General features: G+C 67.8%; 18 protein-coding genes and 1 tRNA gene. 13 read left to right on the forward strand and 6 right to left on the reverse strand.

Annotation, left to right across the window (positions count from 1 at the left end):
* The first annotated feature begins 70 nt into the window (after nucleotides 1–70).
* The 4 genes from ssuC (at nucleotide 71) to ASF34_RS09010 (ending at nucleotide 4,197) form a co-directional block, all read left to right on the forward strand.
* Complete coding sequence (gene ssuC, locus ASF34_RS08995) at nucleotides 71–859, forward strand: aliphatic sulfonate ABC transporter permease SsuC (RefSeq protein ID WP_018046040.1); 789 nt, start codon at nucleotides 71–73, stop codon at nucleotides 857–859.
* A 51-nt stretch (nucleotides 860–910) separates the two neighbouring features.
* The gene (locus ASF34_RS09000) at nucleotides 911–1,756 is read left to right on the forward strand and encodes an ATP-binding cassette domain-containing protein (RefSeq protein ID WP_056160625.1); all 846 of its coding nucleotides are present in this window, start codon (nucleotides 911–913) and stop codon (nucleotides 1,754–1,756) included.
* 46 nt (nucleotides 1,757–1,802) lie between these two features.
* A complete protein-coding gene (ssuD, locus tag ASF34_RS09005; RefSeq protein ID WP_056143646.1) occupies nucleotides 1,803–2,966 on the forward strand; it encodes an FMNH2-dependent alkanesulfonate monooxygenase in 1,164 nt (387 codons plus the stop codon).
* Nucleotides 2,967–3,222: 256 nt separating this feature from the next.
* Entirely contained in the window at nucleotides 3,223–4,197 is a 975-nt protein-coding gene (locus tag ASF34_RS09010; RefSeq protein ID WP_056160627.1) for a sulfonate ABC transporter substrate-binding protein, read from the forward strand.
* Between the two features lie 7 nt (nucleotides 4,198–4,204).
* Here ASF34_RS09010 and ASF34_RS09015 read toward each other — a convergent pair whose 3' ends face one another.
* Nucleotides 4,205–4,921 carry a hypothetical protein gene (locus tag ASF34_RS09015; RefSeq protein ID WP_200913241.1) on the reverse strand — a complete coding sequence of 239 codons (717 nt, stop codon included), beginning with the start codon at nucleotides 4,919–4,921 and terminating at the stop codon, nucleotides 4,205–4,207.
* Nucleotides 4,922–5,205: 284 nt separating this feature from the next.
* On the opposite strand from ASF34_RS09015, the gene ASF34_RS09020 reads away from it, so the two are divergent.
* Nucleotides 5,206–5,916: a L,D-transpeptidase family protein gene (locus tag ASF34_RS09020; RefSeq protein WP_056160629.1), complete on the forward strand. Its 711-nt coding sequence runs from the start codon at nucleotides 5,206–5,208 to the stop codon at nucleotides 5,914–5,916.
* Nucleotides 5,917–6,223: 307 nt separating this feature from the next.
* A complete protein-coding gene (locus ASF34_RS09025) occupies nucleotides 6,224–7,633 on the forward strand; it encodes a hypothetical protein (protein WP_156465678.1) in 1,410 nt (469 codons plus the stop codon).
* Between the two features lie 95 nt (nucleotides 7,634–7,728).
* Here the strand turns inward: ASF34_RS09025 and pbpC are convergent, their stop codons facing one another.
* On the reverse strand, nucleotides 7,729–9,780 hold the full coding sequence (pbpC, locus tag ASF34_RS09030; RefSeq protein WP_443136529.1) for a penicillin-binding protein 1C: 2,052 nt from the start codon (nucleotides 9,778–9,780) through the stop codon (nucleotides 7,729–7,731).
* A gap of 157 nt (nucleotides 9,781–9,937) precedes the next feature.
* Nucleotides 9,938–15,190, reverse strand: coding sequence for an alpha-2-macroglobulin family protein (locus ASF34_RS09035; RefSeq protein ID WP_056161152.1), 5,253 nt, complete (start codon nucleotides 15,188–15,190; stop codon nucleotides 9,938–9,940).
* Nucleotides 15,191–15,475: 285 nt separating this feature from the next.
* On the opposite strand from ASF34_RS09035, the gene ASF34_RS09040 reads away from it, so the two are divergent.
* Nucleotides 15,476–16,921, forward strand: coding sequence for a trypsin-like peptidase domain-containing protein (locus tag ASF34_RS09040; RefSeq protein WP_056160635.1), 1,446 nt, complete (start codon nucleotides 15,476–15,478; stop codon nucleotides 16,919–16,921).
* An 87-nt stretch (nucleotides 16,922–17,008) separates the two neighbouring features.
* Here ASF34_RS09040 and ASF34_RS22725 read toward each other — a convergent pair whose 3' ends face one another.
* Together ASF34_RS22725 and ASF34_RS09045 are read right to left on the reverse strand one after the other, a co-directional pair.
* Nucleotides 17,009–17,164, reverse strand: a complete 156-nt coding sequence (locus tag ASF34_RS22725; RefSeq protein WP_018046049.1) for a hypothetical protein — start codon at nucleotides 17,162–17,164, stop codon at nucleotides 17,009–17,011.
* Nucleotides 17,165–17,297: 133 nt separating this feature from the next.
* Nucleotides 17,298–18,347: a cysteine synthase A gene (locus ASF34_RS09045; RefSeq protein ID WP_056160637.1), complete on the reverse strand. Its 1,050-nt coding sequence runs from the start codon at nucleotides 18,345–18,347 to the stop codon at nucleotides 17,298–17,300.
* 188 nt (nucleotides 18,348–18,535) lie between these two features.
* On the opposite strand from ASF34_RS09045, the gene ASF34_RS09050 reads away from it, so the two are divergent.
* Nucleotides 18,536–18,612 (forward strand) — tRNA-Arg (locus tag ASF34_RS09050).
* Between the two features lie 614 nt (nucleotides 18,613–19,226).
* Nucleotides 19,227–19,583 (forward strand): hypothetical protein, encoded by a 357-nt coding sequence (locus ASF34_RS09055; RefSeq protein WP_018046051.1) that lies wholly within the window; start codon nucleotides 19,227–19,229, stop codon nucleotides 19,581–19,583.
* Between the two features lie 203 nt (nucleotides 19,584–19,786).
* On the opposite strand, the gene ASF34_RS09060 is transcribed toward ASF34_RS09055, so the two are convergent.
* Entirely contained in the window at nucleotides 19,787–19,996 is a 210-nt protein-coding gene (locus ASF34_RS09060; protein ID WP_018046052.1) for a hypothetical protein, read from the reverse strand.
* A 281-nt stretch (nucleotides 19,997–20,277) separates the two neighbouring features.
* Here ASF34_RS09060 and ASF34_RS09065 point away from each other — a divergent pair, with 281 nt between their 5' ends.
* The 4 genes from ASF34_RS09065 to ASF34_RS09080 all read left to right on the forward strand — a co-directional run bounded on the left by ASF34_RS09065 (nucleotide 20,278) and on the right by ASF34_RS09080 (nucleotide 24,883).
* On the forward strand, nucleotides 20,278–20,943 hold the full coding sequence (locus ASF34_RS09065; protein WP_056160639.1) for an HAD family hydrolase: 666 nt from the start codon (nucleotides 20,278–20,280) through the stop codon (nucleotides 20,941–20,943).
* Nucleotides 20,944–21,085: 142 nt separating this feature from the next.
* Entirely contained in the window at nucleotides 21,086–21,538 is a 453-nt protein-coding gene (locus tag ASF34_RS09070; RefSeq protein WP_081612715.1) for an anaerobic typically selenocysteine-containing protein, read from the forward strand.
* A gap of 483 nt (nucleotides 21,539–22,021) precedes the next feature.
* Nucleotides 22,022–23,833, forward strand: a complete 1,812-nt coding sequence (locus tag ASF34_RS09075) for a M10 family metallopeptidase (protein WP_056160641.1) — start codon at nucleotides 22,022–22,024, stop codon at nucleotides 23,831–23,833.
* Between the two features lie 309 nt (nucleotides 23,834–24,142).
* Nucleotides 24,143–24,883 carry an SDR family oxidoreductase gene (locus ASF34_RS09080; RefSeq protein WP_056160643.1) on the forward strand — a complete coding sequence of 247 codons (741 nt, stop codon included), beginning with the start codon at nucleotides 24,143–24,145 and terminating at the stop codon, nucleotides 24,881–24,883.
* The last annotated feature ends 59 nt before the right edge of the window (nucleotides 24,884–24,942 follow it).

Consider the following 24,942-nt stretch of genomic DNA (forward strand, 5'->3'; position numbering starts at 1 on the left):
CCGCTCGGACGACCGGGAGGCGCCGGGATCGGCGCCTCCTACAGAGCCTCAGTCAGCAAGGGCTGGACACATGTCACGGCAGACAACCCTCGGTTCCGACATCCTCGGCCGCCTGACGCCCTGGCTCGTGCCGGTGGCGATCATCGCCGGCTGGCAGGCCGCGGCCTCCACCGGCCTCGTCTCCACCCGTTTCATGCCCGCCCCCTCGGACGTGATCGCCGCGGGCTGGCAGGCGAGCAAGACCGGTGAACTCTGGACCAACCTCTGGATCAGCTTCCTGCGCGCGGCCGTCGGCTTCCTCATCGGCGGCAGCATCGGCTTCGCCCTCGGCCTCGCCAACGGCCTGTCGCAGCTCTCCGAGAAGCTCACCGACACGACCCTGCAGATGGTGCGCAACATCCCGCACCTGTCGCTGATCCCCCTGGTGATCCTGTGGTTCGGCATCGACGAGGAGGCCAAGCTCTTCCTCGTGGCCATCGGCGTGTTCTTCCCGATCTACGCCAATACCCTGCACGGCATCCGCTCGGTGGATCCGCAACTGGTGGAGATGGGCCGGGTCTACGGCATGTCGCCCACCACCCTGTTCCTGCGGGTGGTGCTGCCCGGGGCGCTGCCATCGATCTTCGTCGGCCTGCGCTACGCGCTCGGCATCATGTGGCTGACGCTCATCGTCGCCGAGACGATCTCGGCCTCGTCCGGCCTCGGCTACATGGCGATGCAGGCGCGCGAGTTCATGCTGGTGGACGTGGTGGTGCTGGCCATCGTCATTTACGCCCTCCTCGGCAAGATCGCCGACACCCTGACCCGGCTGCTGGAGCGTTCGTTCCTCGCCTGGAACCCGGCCTACCGGAACATCTGAGGGGCATCGCGACATGCCCCCGTTCTTCGATCAACCCCACGGACGACGTCCATGACCGCCTCCACCCTGCTGCGCGCGCCCGACGCCGCCCTCGCGCCGCCCCGCGAGGTTCCCGTCGCGCCCCAGGCCCGCCAGGCCACGCGCCCCGCGCCCGTCACGGGCACGGGGGTCGCCGTCACCCTGCGCGGCCTGTCGAAATCCTTCGACGGCCATCAGGTGATCGAGGGGCTCGACCTGCACATCCCGGCGGGCCAGTTCGTGGCCATCGTCGGCCGCTCGGGCTGCGGCAAGAGCACCTTGCTGCGCCTGATCCTCGGGCTCGAACAGCCGAGCGCCGGGCGTATCGACCTGGAGAACCCCGGTGCGCGCTCGGCCACGAAGCGCATCATGTTCCAGGAGCCGCGCCTGCTGCCCTGGGCCAGGGTCGTCGACAACGTCGCCGTAGGGCTCGGCGGGGCCGGGCGGCGCCAGGAACGGCGCGAGCGGGCGGCGGCGGTGCTGGCCGAGGTCGGCCTCACCGACAAGGCCGGCAACTGGCCGGCGACCCTCTCCGGCGGCCAGCGCCAGCGCGTCGCCCTGGCGCGCGCCCTCGTCAGCCGGCCGGGCCTGCTCGCCCTGGACGAGCCCCTCGGCGCGCTGGACGCCCTGACGCGCATCGACATGCAGGACATGATCGAGCGGATCTGGCGCAACCAGGGCTTCACCGCCATCCTCGTCACCCACGACGTCGCCGAGGCGGCGGCCATGGCCGACCGCATCCTCGTGTTGGAGGAGGGCCGCGTCGCCCTCGACCTGACCGTGGACGTGCCCCGCCCGCGCCGGCGCGGCGACCCCGAACTCGCGCGGCTGGAAGGCCGTATCCTCGACCATCTGCTGAAGGACCGTGCCCCGGTCTGATCCCCGGACGAGCGCGATTCCACCGGCACAACATCAGGAGCATGCCATGACCGCAGAGACCGACGTCCTCTGGTTCCTTCCCACCCACGGCGACGGCCGCTACCTCGGCGCGCAGGAAGGCGCCCGCGACGTGTCGCTGGCCTATCTCCGCCAGATCGCGCAGGCCGCCGATGAACTCGGCTATTACGGCGTGTTGCTGCCCACCGGCCGTTCCTGCGAGGATTCCTGGGTCATCGCCTCGGCTCTCGCCGCCCTGACGAAGCGCCTGCGTTTCCTCGTGGCGGTGCGTCCCGGCCTACAGGAGCCGTCCATGGCCGCGCGCATGGCCGCGACCCTGGACCGGATCTCGGACGGGCGCCTCCTCATCAACGTCGTCACCGGCGGCGATCCGGTGGAATTGCGCGGCGACGGCGTCTTCCTCGATCATGACGAGCGCTATGTCGTCACCGACGAGTTCCTGCATGTCTGGCGCGGGCTGATGTCCGGCGAGACGGTGAATTACGAAGGCAAGCATCTCAAGGTGGAGGATGGCCGGCTCATCTTCCCGCCGGTCCAGAAGCCCTATCCGCCTCTGTATTTCGGCGGCTCCTCGCCGGCCGGCATCGAAGTCGCGGCCGAGCATTGCGAAGTCTACCTGACCTGGGGCGAGCCTCCGGCGGGTGTCGCCGAGAAGATCGCCAAGGCGAAGGAAGCCGCCGACCGCAAGGGCAAGACCTTCTCCTACGGCATCCGCCTCCACGTCATCGTCCGCGAGACCGAGGGCGAGGCCTGGGCGGCGGCCGAGAGCCTGATCTCGCGCCTCGACGACGAGACCATCGCGCGGGCGCAGGCCACTCTCAAGCGCCAGGATTCCGTGGGCCAGAGCCGGATGATGGCGCTGCATGGCGGCGACCGCTCGAAGCTCGAAGTCTCGCCCAACCTCTGGGCCGGCGTCGGCCTCGTGCGCGGCGGCGCCGGCACGGCGCTCGTCGGCTCGGCCGATCAGGTGGCGGACCGGATGAAGGAATACATCGATCTCGGGATCGATCGCTTCATCCTCTCTGGCTACCCGCATCTGGAAGAAGCCTACCGCTTCGCCGAACTCGTCTTCCCGAAGCTGCCGCTTCGCGCCACCACCGGCGTTCCCCCGAGCAACGCCCGCAACAACGGCCCGTTCGGCGAAGTCATCGCCAACGACATCGTCCCCAGCCGGCGCATCGCGGCGCATTGAGGGAGAGCATCGCCTCTCCCCGCTCACGGGGACAGGGCCGCGACGACTACTCCGTCGTCTTCGCGGCGAGGCGGCAGCCGACGGTGCGGGGCTGACGCCGAAGGAGGTTTTTCCGGTGAGTCCCCCCTCACCCTCGTTCCGGCTTCGCCTGCACTCACCGGATGCACGACAAGGTGCATCCGGTCCTCTCCCCGCCAGCGGGGAGAGGCGGCGCTCTCACCGGTCACCTGTTCCAGACGCTGTACGAGGACATTCCATGCCCCGTTCCACCGCGCGCACCCTCTCCCCGCCTCGGCAGACGACCCTCGCCTTCCTCACCGCCCTCGCGTTCCTGATCCTCGGTACGCTGCTGGCGCGCGCCGAGGACAAGGTCATCCGCATCGGCTACCAGAAATACGGCACGCTGGTCCTGCTCAAGGGCAAGGGCCTGCTGGAGAAGAAGCTGGCGCCGCTCGGCTACCGGGTGAGTTGGGCCGAATTTCCCTCGGGGCCACCGCTGCTGGAGGCGTTGAATGCCGGGGCCATCGATCTCGGCTCTGCCGGGGAGGCGCCGCCGATCTTCGGGCAGGCCAACAACCCGGATTTCCTCTACGTCGCCCACGAGCCGGCGGCACCGTTGGGCGAGGCGATCCTCGTCGCCAAGGACAGCCCGATCAAGACCGTCGCCGATCTGCGCGGCAAGAAGATCGCCCTGAACAAGGGCTCGAACGTCCATTACTTCCTGGTCGAGGCTCTGGCCAAGGCCGGCGTGCCCTACGAGGCGGTGACGCCGGTCTTCCTCGCGCCCGGCGACGCGGTCGCGGCCTTTTCGCGCGGCGCCGTCGATGCCTGGGTGATCTGGGACCCCTTCCTCGCCTCGGGCGAGCGGGCCACCAGCGCGCGGACCCTCGTCAACGGCACCGACATCGTGCCGAACCGGCAGTTCTACCTGTCGACGCGCCGGTTCTCCGACGCGAACAAGGAGGCGCTCGATACCACCCTCGCCGCGATCGGCGAGATCGACGCCTGGGCCAAGGACAACACCGCCGCGGTGGCCGCCGAACTGGCCCCCGCCATCGGCATCCCGGCGCCGGTCCTCACCGTGGCCCTCAAGCGCCTGACCTACGGCGTGACTCCGCTGGACGCGGCCGTGATCGCCGATCAGCAGAAGGTGGCCGATACGTTCCACCGCCTCGGTCTGCTGCCCAAGCCCATCACCGTCTCCGACGCCGTGCGGAAATCCGGGAGCTGATGGGGCTCTACCGCCCGGCCGGCGCCGGCATGAGCCAGCGCAGGACGAGATGGGTCGTCCCGCACAGGACGAGGGGGATGACGACGAGAAGGCTCGTGAACCAGGCCCAGGCCGGCATCATCGTCTGGGCGACGGCGTCGCTCATGCCCCAGACGTAGTTGATGTTCACGGGCGTGAGCCCGGCATCGGGGCGCGGCCCGGGCATCAGGAAGAAGCACACCAGCAACACGGCGATGGCGAGGCCGGACCACGCCGCCCAGGCGCGCCGGTCGTAGCCGAGGCGCCGGACCAGGTAGACGAGCAGGAACGGCAGCCAGCCGTGGAACAGCGAGAGCCCGCGCAGGAACAGCGGGTTCTCGGCCTTGAACATGTAGGCGGTCATGCCGGTGAGCGGCACGCCCACGAGTTCGGCGACGAAATCCGCCACCCACAGGATCTGCGGCGCCAGGATGCCCACCGTCGGCATGGAGACGAGGAGCGGGCTCTCCCGCCAGATCCCCACCAGGGTGAGCAGCAGGGCGACGTCGCAGAAATAGAGGAAGTTGGTCGGCCCGTACCAGCTCCAGTAGACGGGCACGAGCACCGCCATGAAGGCCGTATAGGCGAGCTTGAGGGCCAGCGGCAGGCGTCGTGCGCTCGCCGGTTCGAGGGATGAAGCGACGTCGGCCAGGGCCGCTTCCGCGACGGCGAGGGGATCGGTCGCCGGGACCATGCTGCCGCTCATGTCCGATCCTCATTCATGTCCGCCGCCCCTTCGTCCGTCGAATCACTCGGCCGCTTGGAAGCTTGGCCGAGCCGGAGGACATACGAATTCGTGCGCCTTTGGCGTGACGTGCCGCACGCGAGGATCGCCGCCGTTGCAGGAGCTACCCCTTGCTTCGAGAGGATGGATCGAGAGGAAGTGCCGAGCTTGCCAGTCAAGTCGGGGGTCGGTTAACTCAGCTTGGCAGGCAGCTCGTTCGCCGGAGCGTTGTGCCGTCGGGCCACAGGACAGGAAAGTCCGGAATCATGACGATGGACGCTGGGAAGGCCGCTGCCTTCGGGATGGACGAGAGTGCCCGGCTCGGTGGAAGGACGGGGCGTCTCAGCCGCCGTTCGTTCCTGGCCGGCTCGGCCGCCGGGTTCGGCGCGCTGGGGCTCGCCGGTTGCGCGACGACCGACGGCCTGATCCTCGCCGAGGCGGCGAAGATCTACGGTCCGATGCCGGACGAGAAATTCCCGATCCCGGCCACCGACATCAGGAAGGTCGACCCAAAATACTATCGCCGGACGGTGCGCTACGAAACCAAGGAAGCGCCCGGCACGATCATCGTCGATCCCGGCAACTTCTACGTCTACCGCATCGAGGAGGATGGGGCCGCCACCCGCTACGGCGCCAATGTCGGCCGTGCCGGGTTCCTGTGGAGCGGTGACGCCTATGTCGGCCGCAAGTCCGAATGGGCGACTTGGACGCCACCCAAGGAGATGATCCAGCGCCAGCCGGAGGTGGCCAAATACGCCCGCGGCATGCCGGGCGGCCTCGACAACCCTCTCGGCGCCCGCACCCTCCATCTCTACCAGAACGGCGCCTACACGCTCTACACGATCTACGCCTCGAGCGAGCCCGACTCGATCGGCTCGGGCATTACGAGCGGCTGTGTCGGCCTGCTCAGCCAGGACATGATCCACCTGTACTCGCGGACGCCGGTGAAGACGAAGGTGGTCGTCCTGCCCGGTTAGGTCAAAGCGTCGGCGTTGTTCCGGACGCCCCCGCCTCGGACGAGCTCGCAATCGATCTGGTGCCTCCGAGTCGCGCCAAAGTTCGCATGCCGCCTGTTCGGCGGTGCGCCCTGATTTCTGAAGTGGAACATGATCCTCCGCGCCGGCCCTCCACCTTCGAAGCTTGGCCGAGCCGAAGGACGCACGAATTTGCGATAGTCCGGCGTGACGATCGGCATGCCTGGGTCATTCTCGGCTTGCGGAGTGCGTCGTCCTCAATCAAATTTCGCATATGCGCGACTGCAAATTTGAGCGAGCCGCCACGCTCGTGATCGAGGACCCGGATGGGAGGCAGCTGCAGGTCTCAGCAGTGTTTCATCAGGACGCTCACTATCTCTATGACAATCGCATCACATTAATTGGATCTAGGGAGAAAGCAGTCGAGTTGCTTGGGCTCAACACCGACGGCGTGATCCAGTGGGAGTTATACTCACGGTCAGATTGGATACTGTCAAATGATCCCAGCTACAGCTGCCGCCAACTAGGAACCGGTTGGCTGCGCACAAGTGGAATGACAGAAGGCATTACAATCGGCCATGATTCGATTCAGCCCTTCGCCGACATCGAGATTCTGAAGGCGCATACCCATCAACGCGCCGGGGGGCTTGGTGGCCTAACAGCCGAGTATATTTTTCTTCAACGGCCGCGCGACTGGCGCGTGCCGCGCATCAACTCGCGGGTGCCGTATCCACTTAGGCTGGCAGGGTCCTGGCAGCCGATCAGGGCGCTCAACATTCGTTTTCGTCTCTTGCGCCTCGCACAATACCGCGACGACAGCCGTACTGCGCAGGAACAAGAGCGGATCGAATTGCCAGGCATTGAAATAGCACCGATCGGCCCATGCGCTGACGAAACTTTATTTTTTGCTGCAGCCGAGCGGTTGTGGTTGCTTCTGCGTGTACTGCTCGTTTTCCGCTTCCGGCAATTCATCGACTTACTTGCGGAAGTAAAGGCTGGAACGGGCTCGCACGATATGACTTTTTACAATGTCCGGCTGGAGCCTCGTGGGCGCGATCCAGAGCGGCTTGATCCTCCTTTTTTCGCTAGGATCGAACCTTATCTTGCAAAGGGTGCCACAGCGCTGCTTGCAATGGAGAACAATTGTGAACTCCTCCATGCCGCAGCATATGGCTATGCAACCTCTTACAGTTCAGGCGTTATGGAGAGCAGGCTTACAGCGTGTATCGAAGCCATCGAACGCCTGATCGAGGCCTTTGAGCAATATAAGGGGTTTACTCGCGAGACGATCAATCGCAGGCGCTGGAAGAAACTGTCCAAGGACGTCCGCCGTGAGGCTGCGCAACTCACTCTAACGCAAGCGGAGCGTGACGCAATCAACCGATCTCTCTCGGTCGTACCCACGATGCACCTAATCGAGCGCATTGTGCGGATGATTAAAGCTATACGACATAATTGGCGCAAAATTCCCGAAGAAATGCTTCATCGCGCACCGGACATGATTAAGGCGCGGAATGACATCGTGCATGGCCGCCTTATCATCGATCAAAATGCTCTTCACATTGAGATTCTGCGGGCTCAGGTTCTGTTCGAGAGGCTATGGCTTGGTCTCCTAAACTGCGGCGATCTAGATGGGGCCGGCTGGCCGCTACATATGATCCGCGCGCATGAAGCGCAGCAAAAGGTGCGGAACCATGAGCCAAACCCTTTGAACTCGTAGCGTCTGCCTTCAGGTGACGGGACAACTTCGCGTCTTCCCCGTTCTGGACCTTTCGCCCAGACGTTACACCAAGACACGCCGCGACGGAGCGCCCCTCACTCCAGCCTCACAACAACGCTGTCGCTGGCCCCCGACGCGTCCATCACCGAGATCCTGGCGAAGCCCGCGCCGTCCGGTGCCCATTCCGACTGGCGCCGGGCGCTCTCGGCCACCGGCAGGCTGTTGACCATCCAGGTGAGGGGCGGCACCCCGCCCAGCGCCTTGAGGGCGAGGCTCGGCGCGGGGCCTGGCTCGGCGAGGCCGAGATCGATCCGGGCGCCGTCCGGCGGGTAGGCGATCTTGAGGGCCGAGCCCAGGGCCGCCGACAGGGTCTTGGGCACGTCCTTGCGGATGTGGCGCAGGGGCGGCGGCAGGCCGGCGGTGGTGGTCACCAGGGCGTCGCGGGGCATCGGCACGGAATCGGGCTCGCCGCCGAAGCGCGAGAAGGCGTCGAACAGGATCGGCGCCGCGACCACGCGGCCGACGAGACCCGGCACGGCGTTGCCGTCCGGCCGCCCGACCCAGACCGCGATGGTGACGCGCCGGTCGAACCCTACCGCCAGGGCATCGCGATAACCGTAGGAGGTGCCGGTCTTGAACGCGATCCGGTTCGGCAGCGCGTTCTCCGGCGGGGGCGCCCCGCGCAGGGTATCGGCGACGTACCAGGCCGACACCGGCTCGGTGACGCGCAGCTCCGGCGGGGGCGATGCGGCCGGCCCGTCGAGGCGGCGGATCAGGTCGGGCACCGAACCACCCCGGGCGAGGCCGGAGAACAGCCGCGCGAGATCGGTGAGGGTGATGCCGAGGCCGCCCAGAGCCACCGGCAGGCCGGGTGCCGTGTCGCGCGGCAGGTCGATCCGCGCGCCCGCGCCGCGCAGGCGGGCGATGAAGCGGGCGGCGCCCACCGCCTCCAGCAGGTCCACCGCCGGCACGTTCAGGGAAAGCTGGAGCGCGCGCCGCGCCGTGACGGTGCCCTGGTAGCTGAGATCGAAATTCTCCGGCGCGTAGGAGCCCGCGAAGCGCACCGGGCGGTCGTCGAGGAGGGTCTCGGGATGGGCGATGCCGTTCTCGAAGGCCAGCGCGTAGATGAACGGCTTCAGGGCCGAGCCGGGCGAACGGATCGCCCCCGTCATGTCGATGGCGCCGGAGCGGCTGGCATCGAGATAGCCGGCGCTCCCCACCTGCGCGATCACCGCGCCGGTGCGGTTGTCGATGGCGAGGATCGCCGCCGAGATGCCCGGCCCCATGGCGGCGGCGCGCTCGGCGGCCAGCCGTTCGAGGCTCGCCTGCAATCGCCCGTCGAGAGAGAGGCGCTGGACCCGCGCGTCGGGATCGGCCGCCAGAGCCGCTTCCGCCGCATGGGCCGCCAGCATCGGGAAGGGCTTTCGCTGGTCCGGCACCGGTTCGGCCTTGGCGGCTTTCGCCTCGGCGGACGTGATGACCCCGCGCGCGGCGGCGATGTCGAGGACCCTGTCGCGCGCCTGACGCGCGCGGGCGGGGTAGCGATCCGGCCGGCGCACCTCGGGCGCCTGGGGCAGGCCGACGAGGAGAGCGGATTCGGCGAAGGAGAGCCGGGCGGGCTCGCGCCCGAAATAGGCGAAGCTCGCCGCCCGCAAGCCCTCCACCGGGCCGCCATAGGGCGCGAGCGCGAGGTAGAGGTCGAGAACGCCGTCCTTCCCCAACCGGCGTTCCAGCTGGACCGCCCGCACCATCTGCCGAAGCTTGGCGCTGAGCGAGCGTTCGGGCCGCGGCTCCACGAGGCGAGCCACCTGCATCGACAGGGTGGAGCCCCCGGAGACGATTCTGCCGTGCCGGAGCCATTGCCACGCGGCACGCAGGGTCGCGGCGGGGTCGATGCCGGGATGGTCGGCAAAGCGCCGGTCCTCGTAGGCCTTCAGCATGGCGAGCATGCGCGGATCGACGTCCGCCCCCGTCACCGGCAGCCGCCAGCGCCCATCGGCGGTGGCGAAGGGGCGCAGGAGATGGCGGTCCCGATCGAGGATGACGGTGGAGCGGAGGCTCGCCTGGGTCAGGTCGAGGGGCGGGAGGGTCGCGACGAAGCGCCAGAGGGCGAGGGCGGGGAGGAGGATGAGGAGGGCGATGACCACGTAGATCGGACGGAGCGCGAGGCTCTCCTCCCCCTTGTGGGGAGGAGTTGGAGGTGGGGGTGGTTGCGTAGAGGCCGCGCCGCATCCGGCACCACCCCCACCCCTGACCCCTCCCCACAAGGGGGAGGGGAAGCGCCTCCGCGCACGATCCATGGCCCTACTTCGCGCTCACCTCGACCGAACCGAAGGCGGTGCGGCCGAAGCGTTCGGGGCGGTACATGTCCTCGATGGTGGCCCCGGGATGGACGTAGGTGCCGGGCGAGACCGCCCGCACGGTATATGCCACCGTGAAGAAGGCGGATTGACCAGGGGTGCGCTCGTAGGCCGCCACGAAACGGTCGTCGCGGAACTCGGTGCTCACCGGCTGCACGTCCGACTTGGCGAAGGCGAGCCCCGCCAGGGCATCGGAATCGAGGAGCTTCGGATTGTCGATCTCGAGGCCGGCGGGCAGGCGGTCCACCAGCAGGAGGCGCCCCGCGCTGGCCTTCGCCTCGGTCACCTTGAGCACCACCACGAGGCGGTCGTTCTGGCGAACCCCCTGAGCGAGATCCACCACCGTGCCGTCGAGGCGGTGATAGGTCCGCTCGATGGAGTAACCCCGTGATTCCGCCGGCTCCGGGGCGATGGGATTGCCAGACACGCTCACCACGGTCTGGGCGGCGCCCGTCCCGTCATTGGTGATGGTGACGGGCCTCGCGTCGAGGGCGGGGGCGCGGTAGAGCCGCGAGACCGGGCCCGATTGCCGGGTGCCGTCGACGCTGAAGCTCAACGCTTCCGCCTCCTTGGCGAGCCCCTCGGCGGCGAGCACCATCCAGGCATTCTCCTGGGTGCTGGTGAGGCGTCCGCTGGCCCGCTCCTGGGTGATGACCTGACCCAACGGCCGGATCGTGTCGCGGGCGAGGCCCGTCTCGGCGGCGAGGGCGAGAAGGCCGGCCCCGTCGCGCAGGCGCGAGCCGTAATCGGCGCGGTAGGTCGAGGTGTCGCGCGCGGATCCGAGCGCGGTCACCGCCGACTCGAACGCCTTGGCCGCGCGGCCCCGGTCCCCGAGGAGGGCGAGAGCCGCCGCGATCTGGCCGCGTCCGAGGGGGGTCGCGAACTCACCGAGCTTGGTGTCGGCGAGGTAGCGCAGGTCGCCCATCACCGGCCGCCCGTTCCGGGCCAGCACGTAGGCCGCGTAGGCGATGTCCATGCCGCCGTCGCGCACCTCCGTGGTGTTGGCGACCGTGTTGCGCAGGCGGTCCAGGGCATTGGAGAAGGCGGTCTGCGGCACGGCGAATCCGCGTTCGCGGGCGCGGGTCAGGAAGTCGGTGACGTAGGCGTTGAGCCAGACGTCGCTCAACCCGCCGACGCTCCACAGGCCGAAATCGCCCGAGGCGTCCTGGCGCGAGAGCACGCGGTCGATGGCCTCGCGCACCCGTTCGTCCACTTTGTCGTCGATGCCGAGCCTGTCGAGGGAGGCGAGCTTGTTGACGTAGAGGAGCGGCATCGCCCGGCTCACGGTCTGTTCCGAGCAGCCATAGGGATAGCGGTCCAGCGCCTGGAGCAGGGCGGGCACGTCGAGGGCGGCGAGCGAGGAGGCCGTCACCGAGACCGACCCGGTGCTGGGGAGGATGTCGGCCAGGAGGTCGCCCGTTACCTGCAGGCTGGCGCCGGGTTCGAGGGAACTCACCGAGCGACGGACCAGGGCGCCGGTGCCGGGGCCGATGTTGAGCGAGAAGCTCTGGCCCACGGTGCCGGCGATGCCGGGGCCGGACAGGTTCACGTCGAGCCGCGACAGGCCGGGGCCGGCGGCGGTGATCGGGATGACGAGCGAGGTCTTCGCCCCGCGTTCCAGTTTCATGGTGCTGTGAACCGCGCCGGCCGAGACCAGGACCGGGCCGGAGAGGTCGAGATCCACGGTGTAGTCGCCGGCCTGCCCCTCGACATTGTCGATGGCGATGAAGAAGCGCGAGCGGTCGCCGACATTGAGGAAGCGCGGCAGGGTGCCGGTGAGCACGACGGGATCGCGGATGATCACGTCGGCCTGGGCCGAGCCGACCTTCGCCTTGCTCCAGGCGGTCACCATCACCCGGCCGGTGCCGTTGAAGGCGGGCAGGGGGAAATCGACGCTGGCGCGCCCATCGGGGCCGACGCGGACCACGCCGGAATAGAGCGCCAGCGGCGCCTGGGTCGGGGGCGAATCGGAGAGTTCCGCCGCACCGCCGTCACCGCCCGAGCGGATCGCGCCGAGCGTGCCCTGCATGCCGTCGATCAGGTATCCGTAGATGTCGCGGATCTCCGGTCCCAAGGCCTTCTGGCCGAAGAAATAGCCGAAGGGATTGGGCGATTCGTAGCGGGTGAGGTTGAGGATGCCGACATCGACCAGGGCCACGCTCACCCGCGCCTCCTCGCCGGAGGACAGGCCGGCGAGCTGGATAGGCAGGGTCAGGGTCTCGCGGGGCCGCGTGGTCGCGGGCGCCCCGACGGTCACGGCGAGGCTGCGCCTGTCGGTATCCACCGAGAACCAGGCAAGGCCGAGCGCCCGGCCCGGCAGGCGCTTGGCCGCCTGGTCGAGGGGCCGGTAGGCGGTGGCCACGAGATAGGCGCCCGACCCCCATTCCGCCTTCACGGGAATGTCCACGTTGGTGCCGGCCTCCGACACCGTGACGTCGAGGATGTCGTGGACCTTGTCGCTCACCACGGCGAGGGTGGCCGTGCCCTTGAAGCGTGGCTGGAGGCGCGCCCGCAGGGTCTCGCCGGCGGCATAGCTCGGCTTGTCGAGCTTGAGATCGAGGAGATCGGGCACGTCCGCGGTCTCGGAGCCGCCCCAGCCCACGGTGAAGGTGACGCTGACGGTGGCCTCGGGCCGGCCGGCGACCAGGGCTTCGAGGCGGTAGGTGCCGAAGCCGACGGTGGAACTGACCCGGCCCGGCGCGTCGGCGGCGAGATCGAGCCGTCCGTCGGCGATGCGCCGCGTCGAGGTCACCGGCTCGAACGACCAGCGCCCGCCTTCGCGATACCATTGGTAGTTCCGCTCGACCTTGGACAGGGTCCAGACGACGCCGTTCTGCGGGATTTTCCGTCCGTCGGGGCTCGCCATGACCACGTCGAACGTGGCGACACTGGCTTCCGTGAGGTCGCCCGAAAAATTCTTGCGGATGGCGAGGACGGGGCCGGAGGGCAGGATCGGCAGGGTGACGCTTCGGCTCAGCGCCCGCCCGCCCGGCTCGCCGACCTGCAGCGTGATCTTCGCCTCGGTGGCGCGCGGGGCGCTGAGCGCCTGGACCGGCACCGTCACGGTCGCCGATCCCTTGGCGTCCGTGGTGGCCTTGGCCTCGATCTCGGCCGAGGTCGCCTCCACCTTCTCGTCGTCGAGGCCGATGGAGAAGCCGTCGAGCCCCTTGATCCCGCTCGTCGCGGCTGCCTGGACCAGGACCGTGCCCGAAACGTCGAGGCCCGAGCCCGGCGCGCCGTAGAGATAGCGCGCGGCGACGTCGATGGTCGCGGGCTCGCCCTTCGTCAGGGTCGGGCTCTTCGGGGTGAGAGTGACCTCCAGGCGCTCGGGCACGTAATCCTCGACGAGGAACGTGGCCTCGCCCACGGGCGGTGCCTTCGCATCGGTATAGGCGGCGATCCGCCAGGTGCCGTGCATCGCGCCCGGCATCAGGGCGAGGGGCAGGGCGCGGCCGCCGAGGCCGGCATCGGCGACCTGGACACGGCGATACTCGACCCCGTCCGGACGCTTCACCACCAGGGTGAGGGGAAGGTTCGGCACGGCGATGCCGGCGGCGTCGCGCAGCAGGGCCGTGACCTGAACGGTCTCGCCGGAGCGGTAGACCCCGCGCTCGGGGAAGACATAGGCCTCCACCGCGCCCGGCTGCGGCCGGCCCTTCACGCCCCGGTCGGTGAGGTCGAAGGCGCTCTGGGAGAAGTCGAGGAAGCCGTAATCGTCGCCGAGCTGGGCGACGACGAGGCCGGGGGCGATTCCGCCCTCGCCCCGTGCGAGGCCCGGATCGAAGGCGGCGTGGCCCTGGCCGTCGGTCTTCTTCGTGGCCAGCACCTCGTTGTTGCGGGCCACGAGGCGGATCTCGGCGCCGGGCACCGTCTTCGCGCTGGCGAGCGAGCGGGCGAAGACGTGGATGCCGTCGCGGCCCTTGAAGGCGGTGAGGCCGAGATCCGAGACGACGAACCATTGCGTCGCCTGGGCCTCGTAGCCGCCGTCCTCATCGACATTCGTGGCGACGCCGCTGGCCTGGGCCAGCATGATGTAGATGCCGGGCTCCAGCTTGCCGACCGCCTGCAGCACCGGGAAGGCCGTGACCGCCTCGTGGTTCAGCTCGGCCTTGGCCGTGTCGAGGGTGCCCTTCCAGACGCGGGTGCCCTTCTGGTCGGCGATGGTCTTCGCGGTCATGCCGCTGAGCTGGCCGAGGAACTCCTCAGAGCGCAGGGACGGCAGCAGGCCACGGTCGCCGACGCGCAGCACCTCCACGTCGATCTTCGGCGCGTTGACCGAGACCAGCGGCACGCCGGCCTGTCCGGTGCGCGGCAGGACGTAGTTGCGCCCGGTGAAACGCACCTGGGGCGAGCGGTCCCGCACATAGACTTCGTAATCGGCCGATTTCAGCAGGGCCTCGCCCACGGAGGACGGGATGCCCGAGCGCAGCACGAAGGCGTAGCGCTGGCCGTGCTTCAGCCCGTCGACGCAGATCTGCTGGCCGCTGCCGGTGACGGCGGCATTGGCGGCACCCGAGACGGCGACGTAGGGCGTGAAATCGGTCTTCGGGGCCAGGCTCTCGGAGAACTGGAAGCAGACGCGCGGGGCGGCGGCGTCGGAATCGACTTTATAGTCGAGGATGCGGAAGCCGTGCTCGGCGCGCAGGCCCTCATAGGTCTCGCGCACCGTGGCGTCGTCGGCGAGCGCGAGGCTGGCGCGGTAGGCCTCGAGCGAGGGCCGCCATTCGGATTGATCGGCATAGACCTCGCCCAGCACCGCCAGGGCCTCGGCTTCGGCGGCGGCGCCGCGCGCCTTCAGGTAAGCCTGATAGGCGGCGGCCCGTGCCTGGCCGCGCAGGCGCTGGCGGAAGGAGTAGTCCCCGGTTTCGTTATCATTGCCCACCGTGCTCGCGGCGCGGGCATAGGCGAGCCAGTTCAGCGGGTCGCCCGCATCGGCGGCAATGGCCCCGGCGAGGGGCTTGAGGGCATCGGCCGGCTTCTCCGCCTGCACCAGGGCCTCGCCCTCGGCGCGCAGCTTGGCTGCCGGTCTGGTCAGGCCCGACGTGGCGGAATCCGCCCTCACCGTCGCTTCGAGACGGACCGCGTCACTGGCCAGCGCGTCACGCACGAAAGCCTTGGGGGATGGCGCTGGTTTCGGGGTAGCGATCCGCGCCACCGGACGATCGGGCGCCTGGGCGAAAGCCGGTGCGGCGCCCATGCCGCCGAGGGCCAAGGAGCCGGCAAGAACGCCTCGGGCAAGAAAATTTCTGGCAAGAAAACTTTTGGCAAGACGGGCGGTCGCGCGCCCGAGCCCGGTTGATCCCGACATTGCCCACCTCGTCCTTGGCGGCATCCGATCCTCCCTCGGTGCCGCGCCGGACCCTAGCACCTCGGGCGGCCGCCGCAACGACGCGTTCGCCCTGACGATCCGCTGGAAATCCGGCGATCCCTCTGCCACACCTTCGCGAACGGCATCGGCACAGGCCATCGGGGAGCGTAGACCATGACGCAGCGCACGCCATGCGCAGGGGTTGCGGCGGCTCTGGCCCTCCTCGTCCTACCGGTTCAGGCGCAAGGCCCCGCCCAGGCGCCTGTCCGCCCGGCTCAAGCGCCTGCCCGTGCGGCACCGGCGGCCAACCCCGCCTTCGAGGCGGCGAAGGCGGCCTTCGAGCCCCTGCCGGAGGCGGAGAGGAAGGGCCTGCAGGACGCCCTGGTCTGGACCGGCGACTACAACAGCGTCATCACCGGCACGTTCGGGCGCCGCACCTACGACGCCCTGCTCTCCTACCAGAAGCGTGCCGGAAACTCCGCACCCGGCTTCCCCGACGCGAGGATGCGGGCGGCGATCCTCGCGGCCGGCGACACGGCCCGGAAGGCGGCGCGGTTCAGCGTAAAGCCCGATCCTGCGAGCGGCATCGTCATCGGCGTGCCCGAGCGGCCGCTCGCCAAGCGCAGCCCTCAGGCCGGCGGAACCCGCTGGCAGAGCGGGGATGGCCGCGTCACCCTCGACACCAAGTCCTTCGCCCCGGAAGAGACTACTCTCGATGCCCTGTTCGCCCGCATCACCGCGCCGGGCGCCGACCGCAAGGTCACCTACAAGATCAAGCGGCCGGATTTCCTCGTGGTCACCGGCGAGACGGCGACGGGCAAATCCTACATCCGCTATGCCGCCGCCCCGGGGGGAGTTCGCGGCTTCACCATCGGCTACGACAAGGCCCTCGGGCCGGATGTGGACCGCCTGGTCATCGCCATCGCCAACAGCTTCGTGCCGTTCCCAGAGACGGCCGATGCCGCCCCTGCCGAGGTGGCGGCCAGACCCGGTGCGACGCCCGGCAGGCCCTTGCCGGGCCCGGCCGTGAGAGCCCTGCCGCCACTGATCCGAGCCGCGACGAATGTGGGAATCGGCCTCATCGTCGCCCCGGGACGCGTCCTGGCGAGCTCCTCGGCCCTGGAGGCCTGCGCGGCGCCGCGGATCGCCGGTGTGGCCGCGCGGATCGTCAAGGTGGATGCAGGGCGTGGTCTGGCGCTTCTGGAAGCGGCCGGCGCGAAGGGCCGCGTCGCCGCCCTGGCTGTACGAGAAAGTGCATTGGCGCCGGGTGAAGCGCTCGTGGTTCTGGGGGGCGATGGGGGAGGGGGCATCGCCGTCTCGTCGGGCCAATCCGGCGGGGATAGGCTATCGGCGCCGCTCCAACCCGGATCGTCGGGAGCCGTCGTGCTGGACCGAAACGGCGCCCTGGCCGGCCTCGTGGCCAGCTATCCGTCGTCGCCCCGGCTCGTGGCCGGTGTGGCGCCGCCGATGAGCTACCCTCTGGTCGACGGCCGTGTGGCACTGGCGTTCCTGACCGAGAACGGCATCTCTCCGGGGGCGGCCATGGACAAGTCGGGCGCGACGTTAGGCGCGGTCGCCTCCGGGGCGGCCGGTTCGGTGGTCGGCCTCACCTGTCCGTAGGGAATCCACTTGGTCCTCCCGGGACCGCGACGTCCCAGATGCATGAACGGCGGGGCGCCGGAACACCCCGCCGGTTCGGACGTGCGATCAGAGGCGTCCCGTGACCAGAAGCACGATCAGGATGATGATGAGGATACCGCCCAGACCGAAGCTCTGTCCGCGATAAGCACCGCCACCGAGGAAGTTGCCGCCGCCGAGGACGGCGAGGATCAGGATGATGAGCAGGATGGTGGTCAGGGTCATGGGGAAGAAACTCCGGTCACGCCCAACCAACATTGCTTGAGCTTGACCGGTGAAACGCCCGTCCGCCGATTCCGTTCAACGCTTGGGCGCTTCAATGATGCAGATTGATGACGGTGTTGCAGGAAAGTCGATGTCAGGCTCGCCAGTCCGGCAGGTCGCCCGCCGTTTCCGTGAGCCAGGCCGGCACGGGCAACCCGCGCTCCGTGAGGAAGGCCGGGTTGAACAGCTTCGACGCGTAGCGCGCCGCCCCGTCGCAAAGAATGGTCGCGATGGTGTGGCCGGGGCCGAGAACCCGCGCCAGCCGGATCGCGCCGGCGACGTTGATTCCCGATGAGCCACCCAGGCTGAGCCCCTCCTCGCGCATCAGCCCGAACACGATGTCCAGGGCCTCCGTGTCGGGGATGCGGAAGGAATGGTCCGGCCGGAACCCTTCGAGATTGGCGGTCACCCGGCCCTGGCCGATCCCTTCGGTGATCGAGGAGCCTTCGGCCTTCAGCGTGCCGGTGGTGTAATAGGCATGCAGCGCGGATCCCTCGGGGTCGGCGAGCGCGACGGTGATTCCGGGCTTGAGCGCCCGCAAGGCCTGGGCGGTGCCGGCGAGGGTGCCCCCCGTCCCGGCCGCGCAGACGAAGCCGTCGATCCGCCCCTCCGTCGCGGCGAAGAGCTCGGGGCCGGTCGTCTCCACATGCGCCTGGCGGTTGGCGACGTTGTCGAACTGGTTGGCGAAGAAGGCGCCGGCCGGTTCGGTGGCAGCGAGGCGCTCGGCGAGCCGCCGCGCCACGTGGACGTAATTGTCCGGGTTGGAGAACGGCACGGCCGGCACCTCGACGAGGCGGGCGCCGGCAAGGCGCAGCGTCTCCTTCTTCTCGGCGGACTGCGTCTCCGGGATGACGATGACCGTGCGGTAGCCGCGGACCGACGCGACGAGGGCGAGCCCGATGCCGGTATTGCCCGCCGTCCCCTCGACGATGGTGCCGCCCGGCCGGATCGACCCGCGTCGCTCCGCATCCGTGACGATGGACAGGGCCGCCCGGTCCTTCACCGACAAGCCGGGATTGAGAAACTCGGCTTTGCCGAGAATGGTGCAGCCGGTGAGGTCCGAGGCACGGCGCAAGTGGATTAGCGGCGTTCCGCCGATGGCGGCGAGGACGTCACCGGAGAGGGTAGGGGTGCGCGTGGTCATGACGGGTCGGGCGTATCCTGCGATTTGAGGCGCGACGAGCATGACTGACACGGCGTCCCGCGACCACCCACGATCACGCGGATCGCAGAAAGGCACGCCGATCGGTCGAGAAGGGGTTGCCAAGCTGAAAAGGAGATTCTAGACACCCCCACCGACGGCGGAGCGCACAACTCTCCCCGGTCAGGTCGGCGCCCGTAGCTCAGCTGGATAGAGCACCAGACTACGAATCTGGGGGTCAGAGGTTCGAATCCTTTCGGGCGCGCCATTACTCAGCTGGATTTCCAGTCCGGTTAAATTCACCAGGGTTGAACCGACGATGAGCGTCGTGAGTCCCCTGAAAACTCCAGAGAGCTTGTCAGTTTCAGCCAGATCGGCGACGGCTGCTCTGTGGCCTGTGCCAAGGCCGGCAGCTTGATGAGCTGGCTTTGAGCCGTTCCTCGCGGTTCTCGACGACCTTGGGCCCCGCTAAACCATTCGAGGGGCTGCTGAAGCATCGGTCCCACATCGGCCCCGAGTGAGCGGAGCGGTGACCGCTCCGGGCGTCTCGCTTACGGAGGCGCGCATTGGCACGTCACCGCTTCCTCCCACTCAAGTCGCTGGAACAGCGTCGGTTTTCGGCCTTCGGCCGGTGCCGCCGTTGCAAAGACGGCTGGGACGATAACCCACGAGATACGGCCTGCCACGGCGCAGCGCGCGGCCTGAGAATCGAGGGTGGCGCGGTTCGGGCCGCGGCCCCGGCCGCGCAGGCCGATGCCCAAAATAATGGAGCTTCGAGGCCGTCGGCACGGTGGTTCGTCCGCCGGGACAACGAAGCGTCTGGCGCATGTAGGGGGATGGCGGTTAATGGGGTAAGCACTTGGTGGGGGAGGAACATTTGTCATGACCGAGAGCCCGGAGCCGTCCTCCGCCGCCGCGGACCCCGCCGGGCGGCTGTCCGAGGTGTCACGCCTCGCGAGCCTTCTGGCGGACCGCGTCCTCAGCGCGCAGATCGCCAGCCAACCCATTCCAAAAGCTCACATTCACGCCTTGCTGGACGCGGCCATCATTCTCGAAAAATACGAGGTCAGGCTGCCGCCGCTGCTCGAACAGATGGTCGAGACGCTGGAAGACGAGGATGCCGGGAAGCCGGCCGGGGCCGGGGCCGAAGAGGCGCCGACCGAGCCTGTCGAGGGCGAAGAGGCCGATGCCAAGCGCCTCGCCTGGTTGTTTCGTCCCTTCCAGGGGACGAAGAGCTGAGCCGGTCCGCTTCGGCGAGCCGACGCTCGAACTCGCTCAAGACTTTGAAACGTAACAGGTTTTTGCGCCCGGCGCCGGCTGGGTGAAGCCCGCCCCCAGAGCGCCGCAGGAGGTGGTGGCGCTCTGGAGGCGATGCGCGAAAGAACGTGTGGACGGCGCCAAGGGCAAGGCAGCGTCGTCGAAGGTCTTGCGGCGATCGATGGTCACGCTGCCGACCGCGCTCCGTAGTGGAACTCGGCGATTTCCTGGATCAGGTCGCGCCTCTGCTCGTCGATCAGGTCCGGAAGGATGTCGTCACCTTCGCCGTCGATGGCCGAAAGGAGATGGACGTCCGGGAATACCCCCTCGAACGTGACCAACACCTCCGCCTGTGCGTAGGAATCATGGGGGTCGAGACAGCGGTGGCTCATCATCGGGCAAACGGCGCTCCGTGAGATAAAGCAAAAAAGTGCCATACACCTGGCCTGAGAGAGAAAAAATATAGCATGATAATGCTTATTGGCGTCTCGAGGCGGCACGCCGCCACACCCTGAGCGGGGTCCGGACAGCAACGGCGATCCGCCCGGTACCGCCACGCACCCCCCGTTTCGACCGCCACGCGCCCCCCTCTTCGACCGCCATCCCTCGGTCCGTGGCATCCGCACCGCGGAACGGCGCATTCCCCAAGATGGTTGTCGGCGCGGGAGGGCCTCACATGCGCGCAGTGATCTTCGACATCGACGGCACGCTGCTCGACAGCGTGGACCTGCATGCCAAGGCCTGGGTCGAGGCCTTCGCCCATTTCGGGGTGGATGCCGATTTCGTCGCGGTCCGGCGCCAGATCGGCAAGGGCGGCGATGAACTCATGCCGGTGTTCCTGCCGCCGGAGCGCGTGGAGCGCGAGGGCAAGACCATCGAGGCCTACCGCTCCGACCTGTTCAAGCGCGACTACCTCGACCGGGTGCGGCCGTTCCCCGGGGTGCGCGCCCTGTTCGAGCGGATCGGGGCGGCGGACATGCGGATCGCCCTGGGGTCGTCGGGCAAGAAGGACGAAGTCGAGCATTACCAGGAGATCCTGGGCATCGCCGATCTCGTCGACGTGGTGACCACCTCGGACGACGCGGAACGCTCCAAACCCCATCCCGACATCTTCGAGGCGGCTTTGAAGAAACTCGCGCCCCTGAAGGCAAGCTCCATCCTCGTGGTCGGCGATACCCCCTACGATGCGGAGGCCGCAACCAAGGCAGGCCTGTCGACCATCGGCGTCCTGTGCGGCGGCGTCCCGGCGGCGGACCTTTCGAGGGCCGGCTGCATCGCCCTCTACCGCGACCCGCAGGATCTCCTCGACGGTTTCGATCGCTCGCCCCTCGCCGCCGGCTGACATGCGCTCATCGGGCCGAGGCCTGGTGGGAGCGCCGGGGAGGGGGCTCGCTTCGTCGCAGCCCGGAACAGGGACGGGTGGTCGTTCTTGTCAGAGCGACACCGCGCACCGCCGGGATGCGAAGCAATCGGAGCCGACAACGATGATGACGATTCGTCGAAGCCTTGCCGTCATGGTGGCTGCACTCATCGCAGGCCCTGCTTATTCTCAAAGCAAGCCTCTGGCGCCGCCGGCGAGCGATGCGATGCCGCCGGTCGAGCTGACCGTGACACTCGAAAACGGAAAGCCCGTCTGCGCACCGGCCGAGCTGAGATTGCCCGCCGATACGAATGTGGAGCTCCATATCGTGAGCACGGCGAACGCCCCGGTGACGATCACCGCCGAGGGCCAGTTCGAGAACGCCAAGGTGCTGCACGCGGATGGCGACCTCGTCCATGTCATGAGCGAGAAGGGCTACACCGTGAAGCAGAACGGCAAGGGCGTCCTGCGGCTGCGGACGATGAAGGCGGGCGAGACGGCCTATGGCTGCACCAGCACCCGCAATGCCGACGCCCCCTTCGTCGGCAAGCTGATCCTCACTCCGCCCGCCGGCTGACCGGGGGACGGGCCGTTCCATGCTTGCTCAAAGCCTGTTTGAGTTGATTGTCCAACGCCTTACCTCATCCTGAGGTGCCGCGGAGCGGCCTCGAAGGAGGCCTCCAGAACTAACCGAGCGAACTGGAGGGCTCCTTCGAGGCCCTTTGCTCCAGCAAAGGGCGCCTCAGGATGAGGTGGTCTGGCTGGATGATCCGCTCGGGCTTGAGCAGCCTTCCCGCGTGACCGCGTAGCGGCAGCTGTCCGCCGGACTTCAGTGAACCCGACATATGGGTCGGATTCACCCAAACTTGGTAGAAGCTCCGATACTCGGCCTCACGCCGGGGATCGGCACCTTGGGGCGCTCGCGATCTGCCAGGTTTCTAAGCCATGTTTTAACCGGGAAGCCTCAAGACCTGCGTCCTGAGCGCTGTCGATGCGAGCCATCACCCTGACCGGCCATCACGGCGCGGACAATCACGCTCGATTGTGAAGGCGCGAGACGATGGCCGTACCGAGTTCAGCACAAGCCAGCCGCACCGACGGAAAGACGGCCCTGCTGCTTCAGTCTAAGGACCGCGACGGGACGTATCATTTCGCCGGCGACGATCATATCGATGGTGTTCTGATCGGCTCGAAATGGACGATCGGCACGCTGACCTACAGCTTTCCGGCGAGCGGGAGCTTCTACGAAGGGTCCGGCTACGAGAGTGATCCGCACCAGAGTGGCGACCCCGTCTATCACCAGCCCTTCAATCCGCAGCAGCAGGAGGCGACGCGCTACACCCTCGATCTCGTCTCCTCCTATACCAACCTGACCTTCCAGGAGATCACCGAGACCGCCACGGTTCATGCCGAGCTGCGTTTCAGCCAGACCGCCTGGATTGACGAAGGATCGGCCCATGCCAATTTTCCGTCGAGCAATCTCCAGGCCGGGGATGTCTGGTTCGGCACCTATACCAACCAGCCGTTCTACAGCGTTCCGGCGATCGGAAACTGGGGGCAGGCGACGAACATGCACGAGATCGGGCATGCGCTCGGCCTGAAGCATGGCCATCAGGATTATACGGACGCCCCCCTGAATGCCGAGCTCGGCCTCGCCGGCAGCCCGCCCCGCTACGGCACGGCGGCGCTTCCCCTGGAGAAGGACGGGCAGGATTGGTCGCTGATGACCTACCGGTCCGACCCGACCAATCTCGGCGTTTCGTTCGAAGGCGAGGGGTTCAACCAGCCTCAGACCTACATGCAGGACGACATCGCGGCCCTGCAGTTTCTCTACGGCGCCAATTTCCAGACCCAGAGTGGCGACACGACCTATCGCTGGGACACCAAGACCGGCGAGCTGTCCATCGACGGCATCGGCCAGGGCGCTCCCACCTCCAACACGATCTCGATGACGGTCTGGGACGGCAACGGCCGGGACACCTACGATCTCTCCAACTATGCGACAGCCCTGGACGTGGACCTGCGCCCGGGAGCCTTCTCGACCTTCTCCACCGCCCAGCTCGTCAACCACCAGGCCTATAGCGGCGGCGACGCGATCGCGCTCGGCAACGTCGCCAACGCGCTCCTGCACCAGGGCGATCTCCGCTCCCTGATCGAGAACGCCATCGGCGGCCGGGGGCATGACCGGATCGTCGGCAACACGGCCGATAACCGCCTCGACGGCGGTCTCTCCCCGGACAGGATGTTCGGCCTTGCCGGAAACGACACCTACCTCGTCGATAACGGGCGCGACATGGTGGTGGAGAGGGCCGGTCAGGGCACCGACTATGTCCGCAGCACCGTCTCCTACGCCCTCGGCGAGAATGTCGAGCACCTGATCCTCATGGGCGACGCCGCCAGGGCCACCGGCAACGATCTGGCGAATGCCCTGCGGGGCAATGCGGGCGGCAACGTGCTGAACGGCGGTGCCGCAAACGACCGGCTCTACGGCAATGGCGGCGCGGACACGCTCCTCGGCGGCCAGGGCAACGACCGGCTCGATGGCGGCGCGGGCAACGACACGCTCCATGGTGGATGGGGCGACGACGTTCTCATCGGCGGCCGGGGCAGCAACGTCCTGACCGGGGGACGCGGCGACGATGTGTTGTTCCTCGGCGCGGGCGCCGACCGAACCGTGTTCGGCCTCCATTCGGGCGACGACAGGCTGTTCGATTTCAGCGCCTCGAGCGGCGACCGGATCGATCTCTCCGGGCAGAGCTATGCCGTCGGGCGATCCTCCGACGGCTATGTCCTGCTCGCCCTGTCGGGCGGCGGTACGGTCGAGCTCGACCATATCCGAGTCTCGCAGGTCGATTCAGGTTTCTTCGTCTGAGGCTCCTGCCCGCCCTGCCTCGGGACGAGGATCAGGGCGGCCGGCACGGAAGAGGGGCGTCACCGCACGGCGACTGTCAGCGGTGATTTAGCCTGCTAGATCTGATTTTCTCAACGTATGATCCTATCAAATCAGATCGTCCAAATAAGACCTCCTCATCCTGAGGTGACCTTTGCTTGAGCAAAGGGCCTCGAAGGAGCCCTCCAGAAACCAAAGCGATCTCTGGAGGGCTCCTTCGAGGCCGCTACGCGGCACCTCAGGATGAGGTAAAGACTTGGACAAGCAACTCAGGCAGGCTCTATTTTATCAATGGCGAGATTCAACGACAAGCGCGTCCTGATAACGGGCGGAACGAGCGGCATGGGGCTGGCAGGTGCCAGGCGCATCGTCTCAGAGGGTGGCGAGGTCATCGTCACCGGGTTGAACGAGGCTCGGATCTGCGAGGCGCGCCGTCTTCTTGGCGCCAAGGGGCAAGCGATCGCGAATGATGCTGCCATCGCCACTGCGGCCGTTGCGTTGGCGGAGATCGCGCAGGTCGCAGGCGGGCTGAATGGTCTGTGGCTGAACGCCGGCCATGCTGCCCTCGGGGCTCCGGAGGAGGTCGATGCCCATGCGTTCGATCGCATGATGGCGGCGAATGTCCGGGGGCCGGTACTCCAACTCGCGGCTCTCTCTCCGCATTTGAACGCGGGGGCGTCGGTCGTCGTCACGTCGTCGTCGTCCACCTACGAGGGAGCCGCCGCGACCGGCCTCTACGCGGCGACCAAAGGCGCTCTCGTCGCGATGGCACGATCATGGGCCACCGCGCTTGCGCCGCGCGGTATCCGCGTCAACGTCGTCGTGCCAGGGCCTATCGACACCAATTTCCGCCACTTCCTACCGGATGAGGCGAAACAAGGTTTCGAGCAGTTCGTGATCGGGCAAGTCCCCCTCGGACGTGCCGGCACACCCGACGAGGCCGCAGCCGTCGCCCTGTTCCTTTTGTCCGACGATGCGTCCTATGTGACTGGTAGCCAGTACGCAGTCGATGGTGGATTGGTGATGCAATAGCGGCGCTTTCCCATTCTGCATCGGTTGCGGGGAAAAGCGAGGAATGCTTGCCGATGGTC

The organism is Methylobacterium sp. Leaf106 (assembly GCF_001422895.1).
GTDB lineage: Bacteria > Pseudomonadota > Alphaproteobacteria > Rhizobiales > Beijerinckiaceae > Methylobacterium > Methylobacterium bullatum.

Coding starts and splice junctions, on each gene's coding strand:
- ssuC (WP_018046040.1), top strand. CDS start 71: ATGTCACGGCAGACAACCCTCGGTTCCGACATCCTCGGCCGCCTGACG.
- ASF34_RS09000 (WP_056160625.1), top strand. CDS start 911: ATGACCGCCTCCACCCTGCTGCGCGCGCCCGACGCCGCCCTCGCGCCG.
- ssuD (WP_056143646.1), top strand. CDS start 1,803: ATGACCGCAGAGACCGACGTCCTCTGGTTCCTTCCCACCCACGGCGAC.
- ASF34_RS09010 (WP_056160627.1), top strand. CDS start 3,223: ATGCCCCGTTCCACCGCGCGCACCCTCTCCCCGCCTCGGCAGACGACC.
- ASF34_RS09015 (WP_200913241.1), bottom strand. CDS start 4,921: ATGAGCGGCAGCATGGTCCCGGCGACCGATCCCCTCGCCGTCGCGGAA.
- ASF34_RS09020 (WP_056160629.1), top strand. CDS start 5,206: ATGACGATGGACGCTGGGAAGGCCGCTGCCTTCGGGATGGACGAGAGT.
- ASF34_RS09035 (WP_056161152.1), bottom strand. CDS start 15,190: ATGGGCGCCGCACCGGCTTTCGCCCAGGCGCCCGATCGTCCGGTGGCG.
- ASF34_RS09040 (WP_056160635.1), top strand. CDS start 15,476: ATGACGCAGCGCACGCCATGCGCAGGGGTTGCGGCGGCTCTGGCCCTC.
- ASF34_RS22725 (WP_018046049.1), bottom strand. CDS start 17,164: ATGACCCTGACCACCATCCTGCTCATCATCCTGATCCTCGCCGTCCTC.
- ASF34_RS09045 (WP_056160637.1), bottom strand. CDS start 18,347: ATGACCACGCGCACCCCTACCCTCTCCGGTGACGTCCTCGCCGCCATC.
- ASF34_RS09055 (WP_018046051.1), top strand. CDS start 19,227: ATGACCGAGAGCCCGGAGCCGTCCTCCGCCGCCGCGGACCCCGCCGGG.
- ASF34_RS09060 (WP_018046052.1), bottom strand. CDS start 19,996: ATGATGAGCCACCGCTGTCTCGACCCCCATGATTCCTACGCACAGGCG.
- ASF34_RS09065 (WP_056160639.1), top strand. CDS start 20,278: ATGCGCGCAGTGATCTTCGACATCGACGGCACGCTGCTCGACAGCGTG.
- ASF34_RS09070 (WP_081612715.1), top strand. CDS start 21,086: ATGATGACGATTCGTCGAAGCCTTGCCGTCATGGTGGCTGCACTCATC.
- ASF34_RS09075 (WP_056160641.1), top strand. CDS start 22,022: ATGGCCGTACCGAGTTCAGCACAAGCCAGCCGCACCGACGGAAAGACG.
- ASF34_RS09080 (WP_056160643.1), top strand. CDS start 24,143: ATGGCGAGATTCAACGACAAGCGCGTCCTGATAACGGGCGGAACGAGC.